Here is a 19,304-nt window from a genome sequence, read left to right as displayed (position 1 = left end):
TCGCCGGAATGACGCCGTAGAAAGGATTCCTAAGCCTTGTAAAAACCGTGCTTGGCCAGAAATTCCACCGTAAGGCCATCGCTCTCCGGCTCGGCAGCCTTGTCGCCCAGCAGCAACCGCTCCAGGTAGCGCGCGATCAGGTCAACCTCCAGATTGACCCGGGTGCCGGCGGCATAGTCGCCCATAATCGTCTCCCGCAGGGTGTGCGGCACTATGGTGAGTTCGAACTCGCCGCCTTCCACCGCGTTGACCGTGAGGCTGGTGCCGTCGACGGTGATCGAGCCCTTGTGGGCGATATATTTTGCCAGCGCATCCGGCGCGCGCAGGCGGAAACGCTCGGCGCGGGCCTCGGACCTGCGCCATAGCACCTCACCGATACCATCCACATGACCGCTGACGATATGTCCGCCGAGGCGGGTCTGTGGGGTCAGGGCCTTTTCCAGGTTCACCCGCTCGCCCCGCTTCCACTCGCCGACGGTGGCCACCGCCAGGGTCTCCGCGGAGACGTCCGCCCAGTAGCCGTCGCCGGGCAGGTCCACCACCGTGAGGCAGACGCCGTTGGTGGCGATACTGTCGCCCAGCTGTACGTCGGACAGGTCCAGCTTGCCGGTTTTGACCCGCAGGCGCAGGTCGCCGCCCTGGGGCCTCAGTTCAGCGATTTCGCCGATGGCTTCGATAATTCCGGTAAACATCAGCGTTCTATATCGGTTGTGGCTGTAATGCGCCAGTCGTGCCCCACTGCGCGCATATCGGTGATCGTTACTGGCAGCACCGAACCCATACGCTCGATGGGCAGCTCGAACAGCGGCCGGGCGGTGCTGCCCAACAGCTTCGGGGCCATGTACACGATCAGTTCGTCCACATGGCCGCGGTAGAGAAACTCGCCGGAGAGGGTGGCGCCGCTCTCGATCAGTACCTCGTTGCACTCGCGCCGGACCAGTTCCGCCAGCAGTGCACTCAGGTCCACACGGCCGTCGGCACCCGCCGGCAGGGTGAGCACTTCCGCACCGGCAGCCTGCAGGCGCTCGCGGCGCGCATTGTCCGCCCCCTCGGTGGTGCAGATCAAGGTGGGGGCATCCCCCTGCAGAATAAAGGCGTTCGCAGGGGTGCGCAGGCGGCTGTCGACGATCACCCGCAACGGCTGTACCTCTTGCACCATGATCATTTGGGCCGCACTTTCCGAGGCGAGCAGCTCCAGGGCCATTTCGTCGGCGCGCACGTTCAGGTTGGGGTTGTCGAAGCGCACCGTCTCCACCCCGGTGACCACCGCGCAGCTGCGCGCGCGCAGCCGCTGCACGTCGGCGCGCGCGGCGGGACCGGTGACCCACTTGGACTCGCCGCTGGCCATGGCGGTGCGGCCGTCCAGGCTCATGGCGGATTTGATGCGCACCAGCGGCAGACCCAGGGCCATGCGCTTGATAAAGCCGGGGTTGAGGGCTCGGCACTGCTCTTCAAGCAGTGGTCCCTCCACCTCGATGCCGGCATCGCGCAGCCTCTGCAACCCCTGCCCGCCCACCGCGGGGTTGGGGTCCTGCATACCGTAAACCACCTTCGCCACGCCGGCCTCGATCAGGGCGTCGGCGCAGGGGCCGGTGCGGCCGCTGTGGCTGCAGGGTTCCAGGGTGACGTAGACAGTGGCACCGCGGGATCGCTCGCCGGCGTCGGTGAGCGCCTCGATCTCCGCGTGGGGCAGGCCGGCGCGCCGGTGCCAGCCCTCGCCGAGGATCCGGCCGTCGCCGTCGGCGATCACGCAGCCGACCCGGGGATTGGGCATGGTGGTGTAAAGGCCGCGCTCCGCGAGCTGTACCGCCCGCGCCATCAGTTCCCGGGGCAGCATATCAGCGGGTCTCCGCGGGTTTCCGCGTCAGCCGCTCTATCTCCTCGCTGAACTCGCTGACGTCCTCGAAGCGGCGGTAGACGGAGGCGAAGCGCACATAGGCCACCTGGTCCAGCTCGCGCAGCTGTTCCATCACCAGTTCGCCGATGGCGCGCGCGGGCAGTTCGCGCTCGCCGGTGGCCTGCAGGGCGTGCTTGATCTGGGCCACGGCGGATTCCACCCGCTCGGTGCTGATCGGGCGCTTTTCCACCGCGCGCTGGATGCCCGCGCGCAGCTTCTCCTCGTTGAAGGGTTCGCGCTGGCCGTTCTGCTTGATCACCCTCGGCAGCAGCAGTTCGGCTGTCTCGAAGGTGGTGAAGCGCTCGTGGCACTGGAGGCACTCGCGCCGGCGGCGCACCTGGTCGCCCTCGGCGACCAGGCGGGAATCGACGACTTTGGTTTCTTCTGCGGCGCAGAAAGGACAGTGCATGGAGGGGAGGCCCTGTAGAAAAATTGCGCGCAGTTTAACACAGTCCGCAGGGTGCGCCGCGCACACCGCCCTGCACAGCGGTGCGCGGCACACCCTACGGAAGTGCGATTCAGCTTTTTTGGTAAACCGGGTACCTGGCGCAGATCTCCAGCACCTTCTCCTTCACCTCGGCGATCACCGGCTCGGCATCGCCCTTCTCCAGCCCGTCCAGCACGTCGCAGATCCAGTGGGTGAGCTGCTTGGTTTCCTCCACCCCGAAACCGCGGGTGGTGATCGCCGGGGTGCCGACGCGCAGGCCGCTGGTGATAAACGGCGAGCGGGGGTCGTTGGGCACGGCGTTCTTGTTTACGGTGATATTGGCGTTACCGAGGGCCTCGTCGGCGTCCTTCCCGGTGTACTCCTTGCCGATCAGATCCACCAGCATCAGGTGGTCGTCGGTGCCACCGGAGACGATGTTGATGCCGCGGTCGAGGAAGGTCTCGGCCATGGCGCGGGCGTTCTCCACCACTTTCTTCTGGTAGGCCTTGTACTCGGGGCTCATGGCCTCCTTGAAGGACACCGCCTTGGCGGCGATCACGTGCATCAGGGGGCCGCCCTGGCCGCCGGGGAATACCGCGGAGTTGAGCTTCTTCTCGATCTCCTCGTTGGCGCGCGCCAGAATGAGGCCGCCGCGGGGGCCGCGCAGGGTCTTGTGGGTGGTGGAGGTCACCACGTCGGCATGGGGGATGGGGGACGGGTACTCGCCCGCGGCCACCAGACCGGCCACATGGGCCATATCCACCATCAGGTAGGCGCCCACCTTGTCGGCAATGGCGCGGAACTTCGCCCAGTCCATCACCCGGCTGTAGGCGGAAAAGCCGGCCACGATCATCTTCGGCTTGGTTTCCAGGGCCAGGCGCTCCACCTCTTCGTAGTCCACCTCGCCGGTCTCCGGGTTGAGGCCGTACTGCACCGCGTTGTACATCTTGCCGGAGAAGTTCACCCGCGCGCCGTGGGTCAGGTGGCCGCCGTGGGCCAGGCTCATGCCCAGCACGGTGTCTCCGGGGGCGCACAGGGCCTGATAGACTGCCGCATTGGCCTGGGAGCCGGAGTGGGGCTGCACATTGGCGTAGTCGGCGCCGAACAGCTCTTTCGCCCGCTCTATCGCCAGCGTCTCCACCTTGTCCACATACTCGCAGCCGCCGTAGTAGCGCTTACCGGGATAGCCCTCTGCGTATTTGTTGGTCAGGCTGGTGCCCTGGGCCGTCATCACCAGCGGGCTGGTGTAGTTCTCAGAGGCGATCAGCTCGATATGCTCTTCCTGGCGGCGGTCCTCTTCCTGAATGGCTTCCCAGATCTCCGGGTCGAAAGAAGAGAGCTTGGTGGATGAATCAAACATGGTATTCCCTCGGTAAAGCGGGCTGAATTCAGACTAGATGAAACTGGCGGTTTGAAAAGGCGCGCATTGTACACCAAGGTGGGGGGCTGTGCGCCAAGGCGCGACCGGGCGGCCGCGCCGGGGGCAGGGATCAGAAGGACAGGATCATAGTCCCGGACCAGAAGTTCACGTCCTCTTCGATCAGGGTGTATTCCAGTTCGACATTGGTGTTGGGGCCGAAGTTGAAGCCCACGCCGGCGCCGAGGGAGACACCGGTGTCGTCGCCGAAGAAGTCGATATCCTCGTGCAGGATGCCGGCGCGGCCCTTGAAGTAGATATTGCCGTAGGAACGGTAGGTGCCATAGAAGGCGAGGGTCTGGATATCCACATCGATATCTCCACTAAAGGCATCGGCCTCGCCGCTAATGATCGAGTTGGTGTATTCCCCTTCAAAGCCCCAGCCGGAAGCAAAGGTATAGCCGGCGCGCAGGCCGAGATTGAAGGGGTCATCGAAATTGGAGCGGTCAATGGTCATCAAACCGGCGGTTCCGCCGAAGTAGCCGCCTTCGGCGTTGGCTGCGGAAGAACAGGCCAGAGCCAGCGCAGCCAGCCCTTTTGCAAAAGTACGCATAGGTACCCCCAATTGTTGTTTACCGGAAAAATTGCGCGGATTCTATCCGCCTATCTTGCGGAGGAACAGTTCACGGGTCACAGATGTGCGCGATAACTTCAGCAAGATCCGACCGCTTGATTGCAATTTTTGTCCAGACGCCAAAAACCTCGAGAAGCCAGCTAAGTTTACCGGCAACCGTTTCCGCGAGGTTTTTTTATGTCTCCGCGTATTGCCCTGCCTTTCTTTCCGCTTCTTCTGGCCGCCTGCACCGCCAATCCTCCCACAACGTCGATTACGGTCAGCGGCACACTGGTGGAGGCCGGCGGCAAATACTATTTACAGAGCGCGGAAACCCGGTATCACCTCAACTGGATGCCGCAACTGCGTTACGGCAAATACCTGGGGCGCGAGTTGGTCGTGCAGGGCAGTGTTCCCGAACAGTGCGCCCAGGTCTGGCAGGACGCAGTGATCAAAGTACACGGCGGCGCTGAGCTGGTGGATTGGCGGGAGGTGGACTGGTCCACCTGCATCGCCGCCGAGCGGGTGAGCCTGGTCACCGAAGAGGGCGAGCAGTTGGTCTACGATTGGCGGGAAATCAATATGGAGGATTATTATTTTTAGCGACCCGGGACTCGCAAGATTGTGTAGGAGCGGGCCATGCCCGCGATCGATCCAGCTTCGCGGAATAGTCCGATCGCGGGCGTGGCCCGCTCCTACGATGACCTGTCGTCATCCCTTCCCCGCCGGCCGCCGGAACAGGTTCTGAATACTGGAGAAATCCAATCGCCGGTTCTCCTCGCTGCTGCCGTGCAGCTGGTAGAGATTTTTCGCCAGCGCGCCGAGGGGTGTGGAAGAGGCGCTGCCGGCGGCGGTGTCCATCGCCAGTCCCAGGTCCTTGAGCATCAACGCCACCGAAAATCCCCCGGCGTAACCACTTGAGGCGGGCACGCCGTCCATCACCCCCGGATAGGGATTGTATTTTTCCAGTGACCAGTTGCCGCCGGAACTCGCGCGTATGATCTCGGAGAGCACCTTGGGGTCCAGGCCGTTGTCCACCCCCATCTGCAGCGCCTCGGCGGTGCCGATCATATGGATGGCAAGCAGCATATTGTTACAGATCTTGGCGATCTGGCCGGCGCCGGCGGAACCGGCGTGGAAGACCCGGGAGCCCATGGCCTCCAGCAGCGGTCGTGCCACCACCACCGCCTCAGCGTCTCCTCCGCACATAAAGGACAGGGTGCCGGCGGCCGCCGCCGCGGTGCCGCCGGAGACCGGGGCATCGATGGCGCGGATATCCCGGCTGGCCGCGGCGGCGATCAACTGGCGCGCGTCGTTGGCAGAGATAGTGGAGCTGTCGATGACCAGGGTGCGCGGATCGAGCGCCTGCAGCAGCCCTCGCGCCCCCAGGTAGAGCCCTTTTACCCCATCGCCGCTGGGCAGCATGGAAATGACCACATCGGCCCCCTGCGCCGCCTGCTGCGCGTTCTCCCCGCGCTCACAGCCGTTTTCAACCGCGTGTGCCAGCGCCGATTCGGACAGATCGAAAGCGGTGACCCGGAAGCCGGCCTTGACCAGGTTGACGGCCATGGGGCCGCCCATATTGCCGAGACCGATAAAAGTGACTTTCTCCATTGTGTTAACTCCCTTTTGTTATGGTTTTATCTCCCTGTAGGAGCGGGCCATGCCCGCGATGGCACTAGCTACGAAGCTGGTACGATCGCGGGCATGGGCGGATGGCCGCCCCCCCGCTCCTACAAGTCAAAGAGCGGATTCTGCGCCCATGGAGAGACGAAGCATTTCTCCACCTCTTCCGGGGTAATCTCCTCCAGGCTGGCCGGCTGCCATCTCGGCTCGCGGTCCTTGTCGATCAGCAGGGCGCGCACACCCTCCCTGAAGTGGCCGCTGGCGCAGAGGTTGACCGCCAGCACCAGCTCCATGCGGAACACTTCGGCGAGGGACAGGTGGCGGCCCCGGCGCAGTTGCTCCCAGACAACCCAGGGCGTCAGCGGCGAACCCGCCGACAGGGTGGCGGCGGCCTTTTGCAGCCAGGGGTCCTCTCCTTTATAGCCGGCAATGGCCCGGCAGACCTCCGGCAGGCTGGCGTAGTCGGTGAGCGCCTGGATCTGGTCGTAATGCTCCCACAGCACCGATTTCGGGCGCTCCTTCCGGGGCAATTCCAGCTCCTTGAGACAGTCGCTCACCAGGCGATGATCGGACTCCGCCGAGGCGGTAAACGGCAGCGCTTCCAATCGCTCCAGCGTGGCCATGCTGTCACCGCTCGGCAGCAGGCGGTCCGCCAGCCCGGCAAACAGTGCATCGGCGCCGTTGAACTGGGCTCCGCTCAGGCCCAGGAAGAGGCCCAGGCGGCCGGGCATGCGGTTCAGGAACCAGCTGCCACCCACGTCCGGAAGCAGGCCGATGGTCACCTCGGGCATGGCCATGCGGGTGGTGTCGGTGGCGATGCGGTGGCTGGCGCCGGCCATAATGCCGATGCCCCCGCCCATTACTATGCCGCTTCCCCAGACCACGACGGGTTTCGTATAAGTGTGGATTTTGTGGTCCAGCCGGTATTCGCAGGAAAAGAACTCGGTGGTGTAGTCGTAGCGCGGCGCCTCGCCGTAGCCGCTGGACTCCCGGTACAGGCTCACCACATCGCCGCCGGCGCAAAACCCCCGGTCGCCGCTGCCGTCTATCCACACACAGGCCACGCTGTCATCCGCGGCCCAGTCGTCCAGTTGCCGGGACAGCAGCCGGATCATATCCAGATTGAGCGCGTTCAGTGCCTTGGGCAGGTTGAGGGTGGCGACTGCCAGGGCGCCGCGGCGGGAAAAGAGTACCGGAGAGTTCTGGTCCATCTTTCTCTCTATGGGGTAAAAAATTCCAACGCAGTTAAACATAGATAGGCACCCGCGTCAGCTGTGCCGCCCGCGGCTGGCCGCCCGCGACGGATTATCGGTGGGCTTTTTGGCCGAAAAGCGCCCGGTTGCACTTTTCCATCAACCTGATAAGTTGCGCGCAAATTCTGACCGATTCCAACTCTGTTTACTGGAACCTTAAATGGCCGAATACGTATACACCATGAACCGGGTGGGCAAGGTAGTGCCGCCCAAGCGCGAAATCCTCAAGGACATCTCTCTGTCCTTCTTCCCCGGCGCCAAGATCGGCGTGCTGGGCCTGAACGGCGCCGGCAAATCCACCCTGCTGCGCATCATGGCCGGCGTGGACCAGGACTATAACGGCGAGGCCCGGGCCATGCCCGGGATCAAGGTGGGCTACCTGCCCCAGGAGCCGCAGCTGGACCCGGCCAAGAACGTGCGCGGCAACGTCGAGGACGGCATGCGCGAGGCCATCGACGCCCTCGCCGGCCTGGAGCAGGTCTACGCCGACTACGCCGAGCCGGATGCCGACTTCGACGCCCTGGCCAAGAAGCAGCAGCAGTTCGAGGACATCATCCAGGCATGGGACGCGCATAACCTTCAGCACCGCCTGGAAGTGGCCGCCGACGCCCTGCGCCTGCCGCCCTGGGACGCAGACGTGAACAACCTCTCCGGTGGCGAGAAGCGCCGCGTGGCCCTGTGCCGCCTGCTGCTGTCACGCCCGGACATGCTGCTTCTGGACGAGCCCACCAACCACCTGGACGCGGAGAGCGTCTACTGGCTGGAGCGCTTCCTGCACGACTTCAACGGCACCGTGGTGGCCATCACCCACGACCGCTACTTCCTCGACAATGTGGCCGGCTGGATCCTGGAACTGGACCGCGGCCACGGTATTCCCTGGGAGGGCAACTACACCACCTGGCTGGAGCAGAAGGAAAAGCGCCTGGCACAGGAGCAGCGCGGCGAGCAGGCCCGCGCCAAGGCCATGCAGAAAGAACTGGAGTGGGCGCGCCAGAATCCCAAGGGCCGCCAGTCCAAAAACAAGGCGCGCCTCTCGCGCCTGGAGGAGATGCAGTCCCAGGATTTCCAGGCCCGCAACGAGACCAACGAGATCTACATTCCGCCGGGCGAGCGCCTGGGGGACAACGTGATCGAGTTCGAAAACGTGAGCAAAGGCTTCGGCGACCGGTTGCTGGTCGACAACCTGTCCTTCCGCGTGCCCAACGGCGCGATCGTGGGCATCGTCGGCGGCAACGGCGCGGGCAAATCCACCCTGTTCCGCATGATCAACGGTACCGAGCAGCCGGACAACGGCAATATCAAGATCGGAGAGACGGTACAGGTCGCCTACGTCGAGCAGGGCCGCGAAAACCTGGACGACAACAAGACCGTGTGGGAAGCCATTTCCGACGGCCACGACATGCTCAGGATCAACAACTACGAAGTGGGCTCGCGCAACTACGTCGGGCGCTTCAACTTCAAGGGCAGCGACCAGCAGAAACGCGTGGGCGAGCTCTCCGGTGGCGAGCGCGGCCGTTTGCACCTGGCGTATACGTTAAAGCAGGGCGCCAACGTGCTGCTGCTGGACGAACCCTCCAACGACCTGGACATCGAAACCCTGCGCGCGCTGGAAGAAGCCCTGCTCAACTTCCCCGGTTGCGCCCTGGTGATCTCCCACGACCGCTGGTTCCTGGACCGGGTGGCGACCCATATCCTCGCCTACGAGGGCGGGAGCGAAGCGGTCTTCTTCGAGGGCAACTACACCGAGTACCACGAGGACTTCATCCAGCGCAAAGGCGAGGAGGCCACGCCGCACCGGATGCAGTACAAGAAACTCAAAACCTGATAAAAACAAAGCCCGCGCAATGCGGGCTTATTTATGCCGGGACCGCCGAGCCCCAGCTCGGCAAGCGGGCCGCAGGCCCGCCCCGGGACCGCGGAGCTCCAGCTCCGCATCCGACCCTGGGAACGCCGAGCTCCAGCTCGGCAAGTGGGCCGCAGGCCCACTCCGGGACCGCGGAGTTCGGGAGCGCCCGCCGCCAGTTCCGCAAACGGGCCCCAGGCCCGCCCCTATGACGTCAACCAACAACAAAAACACATGCATATCTCCGCCCTCTACCACTTCCCCGTCAAATCCCTGCAGGGCCACCGCTGCGAATCCCTGACACTGGACCGCTTCGGCGCCGTCGGCGACCGCCGCTGGATGCTGGTGGACAGCGACAACCAGTTCGTCACCCAGCGCCGCCTGCGCGCCATGGCCAGACTGCAGGCCACTGTCACCGGGGCCGGAGTCAGCATCCGCAACCAGAGCGGCGACCGTATCGAGGTATCCCGGCCGGACAGCTCCGCCCCAACGCGCCAGGTGCGCGTCTGGAGAGACACCTGTACCGCCCGCGACGCCGGCGACAGCGCCGCCGAATGGCTGAGTGAGCAGTTGCAGACCCCAGTGCGCCTGGTGGCCATGGGCAGCGAATACCGCCGCCCCCTGCCACCGCCCCGCGACGGTATCCAGGTCGGCTTTGCCGACGGCGCGCCGCTGCTGCTGATCGGCCAGGCCTCCCTGGACGATCTCAACCGGCGCCTGGAGGAACCGGTATCCATGCTGCGTTTCCGCCCCAACCTGGTCATCGAAGGCGCCGCGCCCTTTGCCGAAGATGACTGGCGCCTGATCCGCATTCACACAGCGGGGGGGCCCCTGGAACTGGAGGGCACCCACCCCTGCTCTCGCTGCGCCATTCCCGGACTGGACCCGGACACCGGCCGGCCCACCAAGGAACCGTTGCGCACCCTGGCGCGCTACCGGCGCGGGGAGGACGGCCAGGTCTACTTTGGCCAGAACCTGGCGCCGCGCCTTAGCGACCCGCACGGAGCCACCATACACTTGGGGGATAGAGTGGAAGTGGAATAAGTTTTAGCAGGCCCAATATGAGCATTACCCGCTACTGCGCGGAATTGCTGGAGGCCGCCAGTCGATACCATGTTCGTTATGGCGACCGTCTCGCCAACCATCTACCGATGGTGCTGATCGCCCTGGACAAGATGGGCGCCAGCCGCAGGCAGTTAAAGCGCGCCTTCGAACGCTGCGTCCCCTTCCTGGAAAGACCGCAACTGCCACCGCCAGCCCCATCCGTCCGTATCGCCGAATGCCGCAACCGGGAGGAGCTCTACCCCAGCGCCCTGCGCTACTACGAGTTGCAGATGAAGGAACACGACATCGAGGAGTGCCTGCGCCGCGAACTGCCGCCGCTGCTCCCGGCCATCGCCACCGCCGCCTTCCATCCGCTGATCCGCACCGCCTATGGCATAGACGCAGAGCACCAACAGGAAATCGCTACCGGGTTGGCCTACTGGAACCTGGAATACCACACGCTGCTGGCCAGCAGGGAACAGATCCCGATGCCCGCCAGGGAAATACCATCGCTACTGGCAGAGCGCTATCCGCTGATCTCCCTGGCGCCGGGAAATATTTCCGACCATATGTTTTCGGTGACGCAGCAGCACGGGTGGCTGGACACCCCCATACAACCGGAGCAATTGGGGCTGGAGGATATTGCACGGGTGGCCATTGATGCCTATCGGGGCACCGGGGATTTCACCCTGTTGCACGGGGTAACCGGATGCCATGCGCTGCGGCTGGTATTGCCCTATTGCCTGGATCCTGAAATTGCATTGCGATATTTTTGGACAGGATTTGTGGCGGCTTATTTAAGTACGGGGCCGAAGGAGATCCATGTGCCGACGGAAACCGGAGATATTCCTAGCTGGAAGGCAATCAGGAAAAAAGCCCGCCTCAGCAGCGACGATCATGTGGTGAAATTGACTTACAGCTGCTCCCAGGAATTTGAACAATACGGTCTTGAAGATTATCTGTATGCGGCGGCCCGCGCCGTTGACCCTATGGAAAAACCCCGGGCCGCCTGATCCTTACATCCTCAAAATTCCGTTAGAAGCTTACCGATCCCACCCGCTCGCCAGGGCACCAGTTGGCGTAATCCCACCCATTTCCCCAAAGCCAATGGGTGAACAGCCACCCATTCCGACACTGGCCCGTGGTCTGTTTTTCTTGCTAATACTTTGATTTTTATAGAGAAAAAGAGAAATTTCAGCAGCTGGTATGGCTCTTGCTCTTATCCACAGTACCCAGGCGCCATAACAACGCAAATGCGCCGGGTATCTAATAACAAATACCAGGAGAGCAATGATGAGAATAATTCGCCTGCCATTGGCCCTGAGCACCACTTCCCTCTGCCTGCTGGCCGCCGCCCCCGCCTTCGCGGACGAAGGTTTTTGGGAAGGCGGCGGCGTCAACGCCAAGATCCGCGGCATCCACTTTGATCGCGACTACGAAAATGACAGCAAGAACCGCGAACAGTCGGCTATGGGCCTGGAACTGGGTTACAGCTCAGGCTACCTGGGAAACCTGATCGGCTTTGATGTGACCGGCTACCACGTGCAGGAACTGGCCTCCTCCGGCGCGATGAGCAATGACATTCTCACCCGCACCAACAGCGGCGAGTTGGACGATGCTTTCTCCAAGATCGGTCAGGCCTACCTGAAACTCAACGTCGCCGACCGCGTGAGTGCCAAGATCGGCCGCCAGGTGGTCAAGACCATGCTGCTCTCCTCCTCCGGAACGCGCGCCATTCCCAGTTCCTACAACGGCGTCAGCATCAATGGAAAGCTGGCCGATTTCGAACTCTACGGCGTGCGTGTCGATCAGTGGTCCAGCCGGCACGATGATCACTTCGAAGGTTTCCGCACAGATATTACCGAAACCGGTGCCATCGACTATATCAGCGTCTTCGGCGCTAAATATCAACACGGCAACTTCACCGCCGAGCTCGAACAGCTGAACAGCAAGAACTACCTGCAAAAACGCGGCCTGCGCCTCGGTTACCAGCTGCCGCTGGGGGATTCCAATCTCGAGCTGAGCGGTGGTTATTTCACTTCCGACGACGACGGCGAACTGTTCGCAGTCAATGCCGAGAAAGGCGAAATGGATTATGTCGACGGCGTCGAGCCGGAGAACCACGCTCGCGCTGCCTATGTCGATGCGGAGTGGAAGCGCGGCAACCTGACCCTTGGCGGAGCCTTTACCGCGATTCGCGACGATGTCTGGCTCGAGGACAACTTCTCCGGCGACCACGGCCGCAACCCCTTTCCCACCCGCTCGGTCATCGCACCCGACCTGACCGGGAAAAATGAAGATATCTGGCAGCTGCGCACCGCCTACAACTGGACGGACCTGGTTCCCGGACTCACCACCAAGCTGAGTTACACCTACGGCGAAGGTGCAGAGAACACCGTGGATAAGTCTCTCGGTATAGCCGACGAGTGGTATACAGAGCTGGATGTCAAATGGAGCCTACCCAACGTGAAAGGCCTGAGCCTCCGCTGGATTGCCCACGACTACCACTCGGATGAAACGGGCACGGTCGCGCAGGTCAAAGAGGACGAATTCGATAACCGCTTCTACATGGACTACGTCTACAAATTCTGACCGGCCCCGCAACCATAGCAATAAACAACGCGATAGAGAGGAAACATTATGTTCATTCGCAACCTGATCAAAGCAGGCGCAGCCACCGTGTTGTGCGCCTTCAGCCTCACAGCATTTTCCGCCCCGATCGAAATCAAATTTTCCCACGTCGTGGCAGAGAATACTCCCAAGGGCCAGATGGCCATTCACTTCAAGGAACTGGTGGAAAAACGCTTCCCCGGACGGGTGTCTGTCCAGGTATTTCCCAATGCCCAGTTGTTCGGCGACAACAAGGTACTGGAGGCTCTTCTGCTGGGTGACGTGCAACTGGCTGCGCCCTCGGTATCGAAATTCCAGAAATTTACCGACCAGCTGCAGGTGTTTGATCTGCCGTTTCTGTTCGAGGATATGGAAGCAGTGGACCGCTTCCAGCAAAGCCCGGCGGGCCAGAAAATACTGGGTTCGTTGGGGAAAAAAGGGCTGGTCGGTCTCGGCTACCTGCACAACGGTATGAAACAGCTGAGCGCCAATTCCCCCATCCGTGAACCCCGGGATGCCGAGGGCAAGAAATTCCGCATCATGACCTCGGACGTGCTCGCTGCCCAATTCGAAACCGTCGATGCCATTCCCGTGAAGAAGCCTTTCTCCGAAGTATTCACCTTACTGCAGACCAAGGCTATCGACGGGCAGGAGAACAGCTGGTCGAATATCTACTCCAAGAAATTCTTTGAAGTCCAGCCCTACATCACCGAAACCAATCACGGAGTTCTCGACTATCTGGTGGTCACTTCCGCCGAGTTCTGGCAAGGCCTGCCGGACGACTTGCGCCCGGAAATCAAGAAGGCACTGGAGGAATCCATCGCCTATGGCAACAAGATAGCTGACCTCAAGGACCAGGAGGACAAAGAGGCCATCATCGCCTCCGGCCAGACCAAAGTGTTGCCGCTGACCGCCGGCCAGCGTGAGCAATGGGTAGAGAGCATGCGGCCGGTATGGAAGCAGTTCGAAAAGCAGATCGGCCGGGACCTGATTGCCGCCGCGGTAGCGTCCAATCAATAACTGTGTATTTCCGTAAATTGAGAACGTAGGGTGCGCCGCGCGCACCGGGAAACACCGGAGCCCGCACCAACGCAAACGGTGCGCTTGGCGCACCCTACGGTACATCCTAACTGCAATTTACAGATGTCAATTGAAATTTCTGCCGCAGGGCGTGCTGTCTTGAGGTTTTTAAACCATGATTATAAAAAAATTTATCGAGCGTCTTGAAGAAGGGTGCATCAGCGCACTGCTGGTTGCCATGACCCTGCTGGTCTTTGTCGAAGTCGTGTTGCGTTTCGGACTCGGCGTCGGCGTTATGTGGATCGGAGAACTCACCCTGACGGTATCAGCCTGGTTCGTGCTTTTCGGCATGTCCTACGGCCTAAAAATCGGCGCCCATATCGGCGTGGACGCCCTGGTGCGTCTCCTCCCCCGCACCGGGCGCCGCATTTGTACCGCCATCGCCGTACTGATCTGCCTGGCCTACTGCGGCCTGCTTATGTACGGGGGATGGGTTTACGTGGGCAAACTGCACATGATCGGATTGGAAATGGAAGACCTGCCCCTGCCGAAGTGGTCGGTCACCAGCATACTGCTGTTCGGGTTCGGCCTTATGGCCCTGCGCCTGTTACACCTTTTGTGGGAAGTTATCCGCGGTACCGCTGACGGCTTCAGCCGCACCGACGAAGTGGAAGAGAGTCTGCAACTGGCAGACAAGGAAGACATCACCCCCGACCGCCCCTCCCCGAAACTTAATGCCGCACTGGCCGAGGGAGCCTGAACATGACTATTGCAACTCTTTTCCTGGTACTGTTCATCTGCATGCTGCTGGGCATGCCCATTGCCATTGCCCTGGGGTTTTCCAGCGTATTGACCATCCTGATATATTCCAACGATTCCCTGGCATCGGTCGCGCTGAAATTTTTTGAAGCCACCTCCGAGCACTACACGCTGCTCGCCATTCCGTTCTTCATTCTGTCATCGGCCTTCCTGTCCACCGGCGGCGTGGCCCGCCGGATGATCAATTTCGCGATGGACTCGATCGGTCATATTCGCGGGGGCCTGGCAATGGCTTCCGTTTTGGCCTGTATGCTCTTCGCCGCCGTATCCGGCTCTTCCCCCGCCACGGTAGCGGCAATCGGCTCCATCGTCATTGCCGGCATGGTGCGGGCCGGCTATCCGGAAAAGTACGCCGCCGGTGTGATCGCCAACGCGGGAACCCTGGGCATCCTGATCCCGCCATCCATCGTCATGCTGGTCTACGCCGCTGCCACAGAGGTCTCGGCCGCAAGGCTGTTTATGGCGGGGCTGATACCCGGACTGATGATGGGGGGCATTCTGATGATCGCCATCTATATACTGGCGCGCATCAAAAAGCTGCCTTCGCGCCCCTTCCCCGGCATCGGCCAGCTCTCCCGCTCCGGCATCAAGGCCCTGGGCGGCCTGATGCTGATCTTCATCGTGCTCGGCTCCATCTATGGCGGCGTGGCTAGCCCCACCGAAGCGGCTGCCGTGGCAGCCGTATACGCCTTTTTGGTGGCCGTCGTGGGCTACCGCGATATCGGTCCTCTCAAGGGGGTCCCCTGGCGGAAGGCGGGAGAGCCCTTTAGCCGGACGCTGGGTCGCAATATCGGCGGCATCGCCCTGGCCCTCCCCCGCGCCAGCACGGACGAAGAGGTCAGGAAAGTACTGCTGGACGCCGCCAAAGTCTCCCTGATGCTGCTGTTTATCATCGCCAACGCCATGTTGTTTGCCCATGTGCTGACCACGGAGCGTATCCCCCACGCCATTGCCGAGGCCATTATCCAATGGGGGCTGCCGGCCTGGGGCTTTCTGATCATCGTCAATATCCTGCTGCTGATGGCCGGGAACTTTATGGAACCTACGGCCATTCTGCTGATTCTGGCCCCGATCCTGTTTCCAATCGCCACCCAGTTGGGAATCGACCCCATCCACCTGGGAATCATCATGGTGGTAAACATGGAGATCGGCATGCTGACACCGCCAGTGGGCCTGAACCTCTTTGTGACCGCCGGTATTACCAACCGGGGGATCGGCTGGGTGATCAGTGCCGCCACTCCCTGGCTGGCATTATTGCTGCTGTTTCTGCTATTAATCACCTACGTGCCGCAGATCTCGCTGGTGCTACCCGAGTATTTTGGCTATTCGGGGGCTGGTTGACCCTGCCAGACCGACCGGTGGCCAGCTTGGCGGTGTTTCAGCCGACATCCCGAGTGAAGCCACCGGGCTTGCTTTTGACATATAACGGTGACGAAATTCATGATCGACCCATTTCGCCACCATCAATTGAAAACGGCCAGAGTGACCAGAACCAGCACTTACATTCTCCGCACTGTTGTCACCGCCCTGGCAGTGGCGGGATTTCTGCTGACGCTGTTTATCACCCAACGCCTGGGCACCGCCGCGGCGTTTCGGAGACTGCAGTGGGAATCGGACTTTCAGCTACAGAACTTCACCGCTTATCTGGAAGGCGCATTGGGCAGATACGAAGCCATCCCCCAGGTGCTTTCCACCAACACCCTGCTTCAGAACCTGCTGCAGAAGCCGGCTGCCTCGCTACAGAGTGAAGCAAATATCTATCTCCAGGAGGTTGAAGGTATTACCGGGGCATCCGATATTTACCTGATGGACCTGAAGGGCGACGTCGTCGCCGCCAGCAACTGGCAAAAGCCTACCAGCTTTGTCGGTAAGAACTTTTCCTTTCGCCCCTACTTCACACAGGCCAAAAACGGATTTTTCGGCCGCTACTACGCTCTCGGCACCACTTCCGGATTGCGCGGCTATTACTATGCCGCTCCATTAACTGCCGATAATGATGTGATAGGGGTCATCGTCACAAAGATAAACATCCAGAACCTGGAAAGGGAATGGCTGCGCGCCGCCAGAGGCGGCAACTTCAAATACCTGGTAATCGATAACAACGGGATTATTTTCTTTTCGTCCGAACCCGACTGGATGCTGCATGCTCTCTACCCGCTAACAGCGGACCAGCGGCGAGAGCTGGCCAAAAATCAGCAGTATGCGGGAACGGCTATAGGTCAGCTGGACGTAACTGAAGCGCGGCCGACAAGCTTTCCCTCCCGTAGGGGGTCTCAATTGCTCGATTTCGGAAGCACCCAAGAGGGGAGGACCCGTTTTCTGGCCCAATACAAGTCCATGCCCGTAGTCGGCTGGCGGGCCATGACATTGACAACCCTTGAAGAAGTCCGGCGTCAGCGCTTTATCCTGCTATTGACCGCTGCGGCCTGCTACTTGCTCGTGGTCATGATATTGCTTTACCTCCGCAAGCGCGCCAAAACCCTTAAGTTGCTGCGTCGTTCCCGCCATGAGCTGGAGCGCCTGGTCCGCAAACGCACAGAGGCGCTGACAACCACCAACCGGCGACTGGTTGCCGAAGTGGAGGAGAAGGAAAAGGCGCGGCTTATGTTAAAGCATGCCCAGGACGAATTGATACAAACCGCCAAGATGGCTGTAATCGGAAGTCTGTCGGCCAGTATCAACCACGAACTCAACCAACCGCTGGCCGCCCTGCGCAGCTATGCACAGACCGCGGTCACACTCCTGGACCGGGACAATACTGACAAAGCCCGGGAAAACCTGTTGCAGATCAATGCCCTCAGCGAGCGTATGGGCAAAATTATTGCGCAGTACAAGGAGTTCTCGCGAAATAGCCCGGGCATGCTCAGCCCCATCGACCTGCGCGAAAGTGTGCGGGGCGCCATGACTATTATGCACAGGGCATACCAGAATGCAGGGATCTCTTGCCAGCAGTATTTTCATGACGAACCGCTTATCGTACTCGGGGATATGGTCCGACTCGAACAGGTTATCGTTAATGTCCTGTCGAACGCCATGCAGGCCATGGAAAATCAGGATCAAAAAATGCTTAATATAGAAGCCTGGCGTGAGCATGACCGGATCATTATCGAATTCCGCGATTCCGGACCCGGCATTATTGAGAGCAACCTGAACCGCATATTCGAGCCCTTCTTCACCACCAAGAGCGAAGACCGGGGCCTGGGCCTGGGACTGTCCATTTCCTACCAGATTATCGAATCCATGCGGGGCGAATTGAGCGCGCGCAACCACCCCGACGGGGGAGCAATCTTCCGTATACAACTGCCCGCGGCCAAAGCCAATAAACAGAGAGGCGAGAATCAATGAATACAGAGCCCACCACCTCGCCGGGCGGCCCAATCGCCTATGTAGACGATGAGAAGTATATCCGCGACGCGGTCAGGCAGCTGTTGGAGCTACACGACTATACGGTGGAAACCTTTGATTCAGCCGAGAAGGTGCTTCCGAAGCTGACACCGGAGTGGCCCGGAATCCTGATCAGCGATATCAATATGCCGGGCATGGACGGTCTCGCGCTGACAGAACACACACTGAAAATCGATCGGGGACTACCGGTGATACTACTGACCGGCCACGGTGATATCTCCATGGCGGTCAACGCCATCCGTAACGGCGCATACGATTTTATTGAAAAGCCGTTTGATAACGAACACCTGCTGGAAGTCGTGCACCGGGCGCTGGAAAAACGCCAACTCACACTGGAAAACCGTAAACTCAAGGCGGAGGTGGAGAACTTCGCCGCCCCCGGCCCCTGTATTCTCGGCAATACCCCCGCCATTCGCCAAATGCGGGAACTCATCCACCGGGTACTGGACACCCCCGCCGACATTCTGTTGTTTGGCGAGACCGGGACCGGCAAGGACCTCGTAGCCCGCTATCTGCACGACCACAGCGCCCGCCGGGACAAGAATTTTGTTGCCATCAACTGCGGCGCCCTGCCGGAAAGTATCATTGAGAGCGAACTCTTCGGCTACGAGGCCGGCGCCTTTACCGGCGCCGACAAACGCCGCATCGGCAAATTCGAGTACGCGAACGGCGGCACCCTGTTTCTCGATGAAATCGAGAGCATGCCGTTGACGCTCCAGGTAAAGCTACTCCGCGTTCTGGAAGAGCGCCAGGTTGAGCGCCTGGGAAGCAATCAGCAGATTTCCCTGGATATCCGTGTCATTGCCGCCACCAAAGAGGATCTACTCGCCCTGAGCGATTCCGGAAAATTCCGCCGCGATCTCTACTATCGTCTCAACCTGGTCACCATCCCCATACCGCCATTGCGGGAGCGCAGGGAGGACATTCCACTGCTGTTTCAACACTTCGCCGTGGTCGCATCGGCCCGCCATCACCGGGAGCTGATTCCCCTGAATGCGGAAAGCATGGCCCGGCTGAAAAGCCAGGAGTGGCCGGGTAATGTGCGTGAATTGCGGAATCTGGCTGAGCGGTATGTTCTGCTGGGCGCGAGCGCGTTGAATAGCGCGCCTCCGTTCAGTGATCCACAGGAGGATCTCCACGGTCGCCAGACCTTGCAGGAGCGCGTCGAACAGTTTGAGCGAACCCTGATCGAAGAGGCATTGCAGCGCCACCAGGGTTCTATCAAGGACAGCATGGTAAGTTTGGGGCTGCCTCGTAAGACGTTGTACGACAAGATGAAGAAATATGGCTTGGATCGGAGGGATTTTATTTCCAATACAGGAGAATGACGGGAAATTGACAAAAAAGGGAGACAAAGTCTCCCTAATTGATAAAAATATTTAAGTTATTT

General features: G+C 60.9%; 17 protein-coding genes. 10 read left to right on the top strand and 7 right to left on the bottom strand.

Annotated elements, in window-relative coordinates:
• Nucleotides 1-29: 29 nt before the first annotated feature.
• The 5 genes from PP263_RS20930 to PP263_RS20910 form a co-directional block, all read right to left on the bottom strand.
• Complete coding sequence (locus tag PP263_RS20930; protein WP_308366009.1) at nt 30-692, bottom strand: riboflavin synthase; 663 nt, start codon at nt 690-692, stop codon at nt 30-32.
• Nucleotides 692-1,837, bottom strand: a complete 1,146-nt coding sequence (gene ribD, locus PP263_RS20925; protein ID WP_308366008.1) for a bifunctional diaminohydroxyphosphoribosylaminopyrimidine deaminase/5-amino-6-(5-phosphoribosylamino)uracil reductase RibD — start codon at nt 1,835-1,837, stop codon at nt 692-694. The genes PP263_RS20930 and ribD overlap by 1 nt, the downstream gene beginning before the upstream one ends.
• Nucleotide 1,838: 1 nt before the next feature.
• Nucleotides 1,839-2,306, bottom strand: a complete 468-nt coding sequence (gene nrdR, locus PP263_RS20920; protein WP_308366007.1) for a transcriptional regulator NrdR — start codon at nt 2,304-2,306, stop codon at nt 1,839-1,841.
• A gap of 109 nt (nt 2,307-2,415) precedes the next feature.
• A complete protein-coding gene (gene glyA, locus PP263_RS20915) occupies nt 2,416-3,684 on the bottom strand; it encodes a serine hydroxymethyltransferase (RefSeq protein WP_308366006.1) in 1,269 nt (422 codons plus the stop codon).
• Between the two features lie 130 nt (nt 3,685-3,814).
• On the bottom strand, nt 3,815-4,294 hold the full coding sequence (locus tag PP263_RS20910) for an outer membrane beta-barrel protein (RefSeq protein ID WP_308366005.1): 480 nt from the start codon (nt 4,292-4,294) through the stop codon (nt 3,815-3,817).
• Between the two features lie 198 nt (nt 4,295-4,492).
• On the opposite strand from PP263_RS20910, the gene PP263_RS20905 reads away from it, so the two are divergent.
• Nucleotides 4,493-4,897, top strand: coding sequence for a hypothetical protein (locus PP263_RS20905; RefSeq protein WP_308366004.1), 405 nt, complete (start codon nt 4,493-4,495; stop codon nt 4,895-4,897).
• A gap of 108 nt (nt 4,898-5,005) precedes the next feature.
• Here PP263_RS20905 and mmsB read toward each other — a convergent pair whose 3' ends face one another.
• Together mmsB and PP263_RS20895 are read right to left on the bottom strand one after the other, a co-directional pair.
• Nucleotides 5,006-5,908 (bottom strand): 3-hydroxyisobutyrate dehydrogenase, encoded by a 903-nt coding sequence (gene mmsB / locus PP263_RS20900; RefSeq protein WP_308366003.1) that lies wholly within the window; start codon nt 5,906-5,908, stop codon nt 5,006-5,008.
• A 119-nt stretch (nt 5,909-6,027) separates the two neighbouring features.
• Entirely contained in the window at nt 6,028-7,131 is a 1,104-nt protein-coding gene (locus tag PP263_RS20895) for an enoyl-CoA hydratase/isomerase family protein (RefSeq protein ID WP_308366002.1), read from the bottom strand.
• Between the two features lie 202 nt (nt 7,132-7,333).
• Between PP263_RS20895 and ettA the strand changes: the two genes are divergently transcribed.
• The 9 genes from ettA (at nt 7,334) to PP263_RS20850 (ending at nt 19,242) form a co-directional block, all read left to right on the top strand.
• Complete coding sequence (gene ettA / locus PP263_RS20890) at nt 7,334-8,998, top strand: energy-dependent translational throttle protein EttA (RefSeq protein WP_308366001.1); 1,665 nt, start codon at nt 7,334-7,336, stop codon at nt 8,996-8,998.
• 252 nt (nt 8,999-9,250) lie between these two features.
• On the top strand, nt 9,251-10,060 hold the full coding sequence (locus PP263_RS20885; protein WP_308365999.1) for an MOSC N-terminal beta barrel domain-containing protein: 810 nt from the start codon (nt 9,251-9,253) through the stop codon (nt 10,058-10,060).
• 17 nt (nt 10,061-10,077) lie between these two features.
• On the top strand, nt 10,078-11,073 hold the full coding sequence (locus PP263_RS20880) for a questin oxidase family protein (protein WP_308365998.1): 996 nt from the start codon (nt 10,078-10,080) through the stop codon (nt 11,071-11,073).
• 277 nt (nt 11,074-11,350) lie between these two features.
• Nucleotides 11,351-12,652, top strand: a complete 1,302-nt coding sequence (locus PP263_RS20875; protein ID WP_308365997.1) for an OprD family outer membrane porin — start codon at nt 11,351-11,353, stop codon at nt 12,650-12,652.
• 48 nt (nt 12,653-12,700) lie between these two features.
• Nucleotides 12,701-13,690, top strand: coding sequence for a TRAP transporter substrate-binding protein (locus PP263_RS20870; protein ID WP_308365996.1), 990 nt, complete (start codon nt 12,701-12,703; stop codon nt 13,688-13,690).
• 175 nt (nt 13,691-13,865) lie between these two features.
• A complete protein-coding gene (locus PP263_RS20865; RefSeq protein WP_308365995.1) occupies nt 13,866-14,450 on the top strand; it encodes a TRAP transporter small permease in 585 nt (194 codons plus the stop codon).
• A 2-nt stretch (nt 14,451-14,452) separates the two neighbouring features.
• Nucleotides 14,453-15,850, top strand: coding sequence for a TRAP transporter large permease (locus PP263_RS20860; protein WP_308365994.1), 1,398 nt, complete (start codon nt 14,453-14,455; stop codon nt 15,848-15,850).
• 99 nt (nt 15,851-15,949) lie between these two features.
• Entirely contained in the window at nt 15,950-17,854 is a 1,905-nt protein-coding gene (locus PP263_RS20855) for an ATP-binding protein (protein ID WP_308365993.1), read from the top strand.
• Nucleotides 17,851-19,242: a sigma-54 dependent transcriptional regulator gene (locus tag PP263_RS20850; RefSeq protein ID WP_308365991.1), complete on the top strand. Its 1,392-nt coding sequence runs from the start codon at nt 17,851-17,853 to the stop codon at nt 19,240-19,242. Before PP263_RS20855 ends, PP263_RS20850 begins: the two co-directional genes overlap by 4 nt.
• The last annotated feature ends 62 nt before the right edge of the window (nt 19,243-19,304 follow it).

This window comes from Microbulbifer sp. TB1203 (assembly GCF_030997045.1).
Lineage (GTDB): Bacteria > Pseudomonadota > Gammaproteobacteria > Pseudomonadales > Cellvibrionaceae > Microbulbifer.
This window is presented reverse-complemented; position numbering and strand designations above follow the sequence as displayed.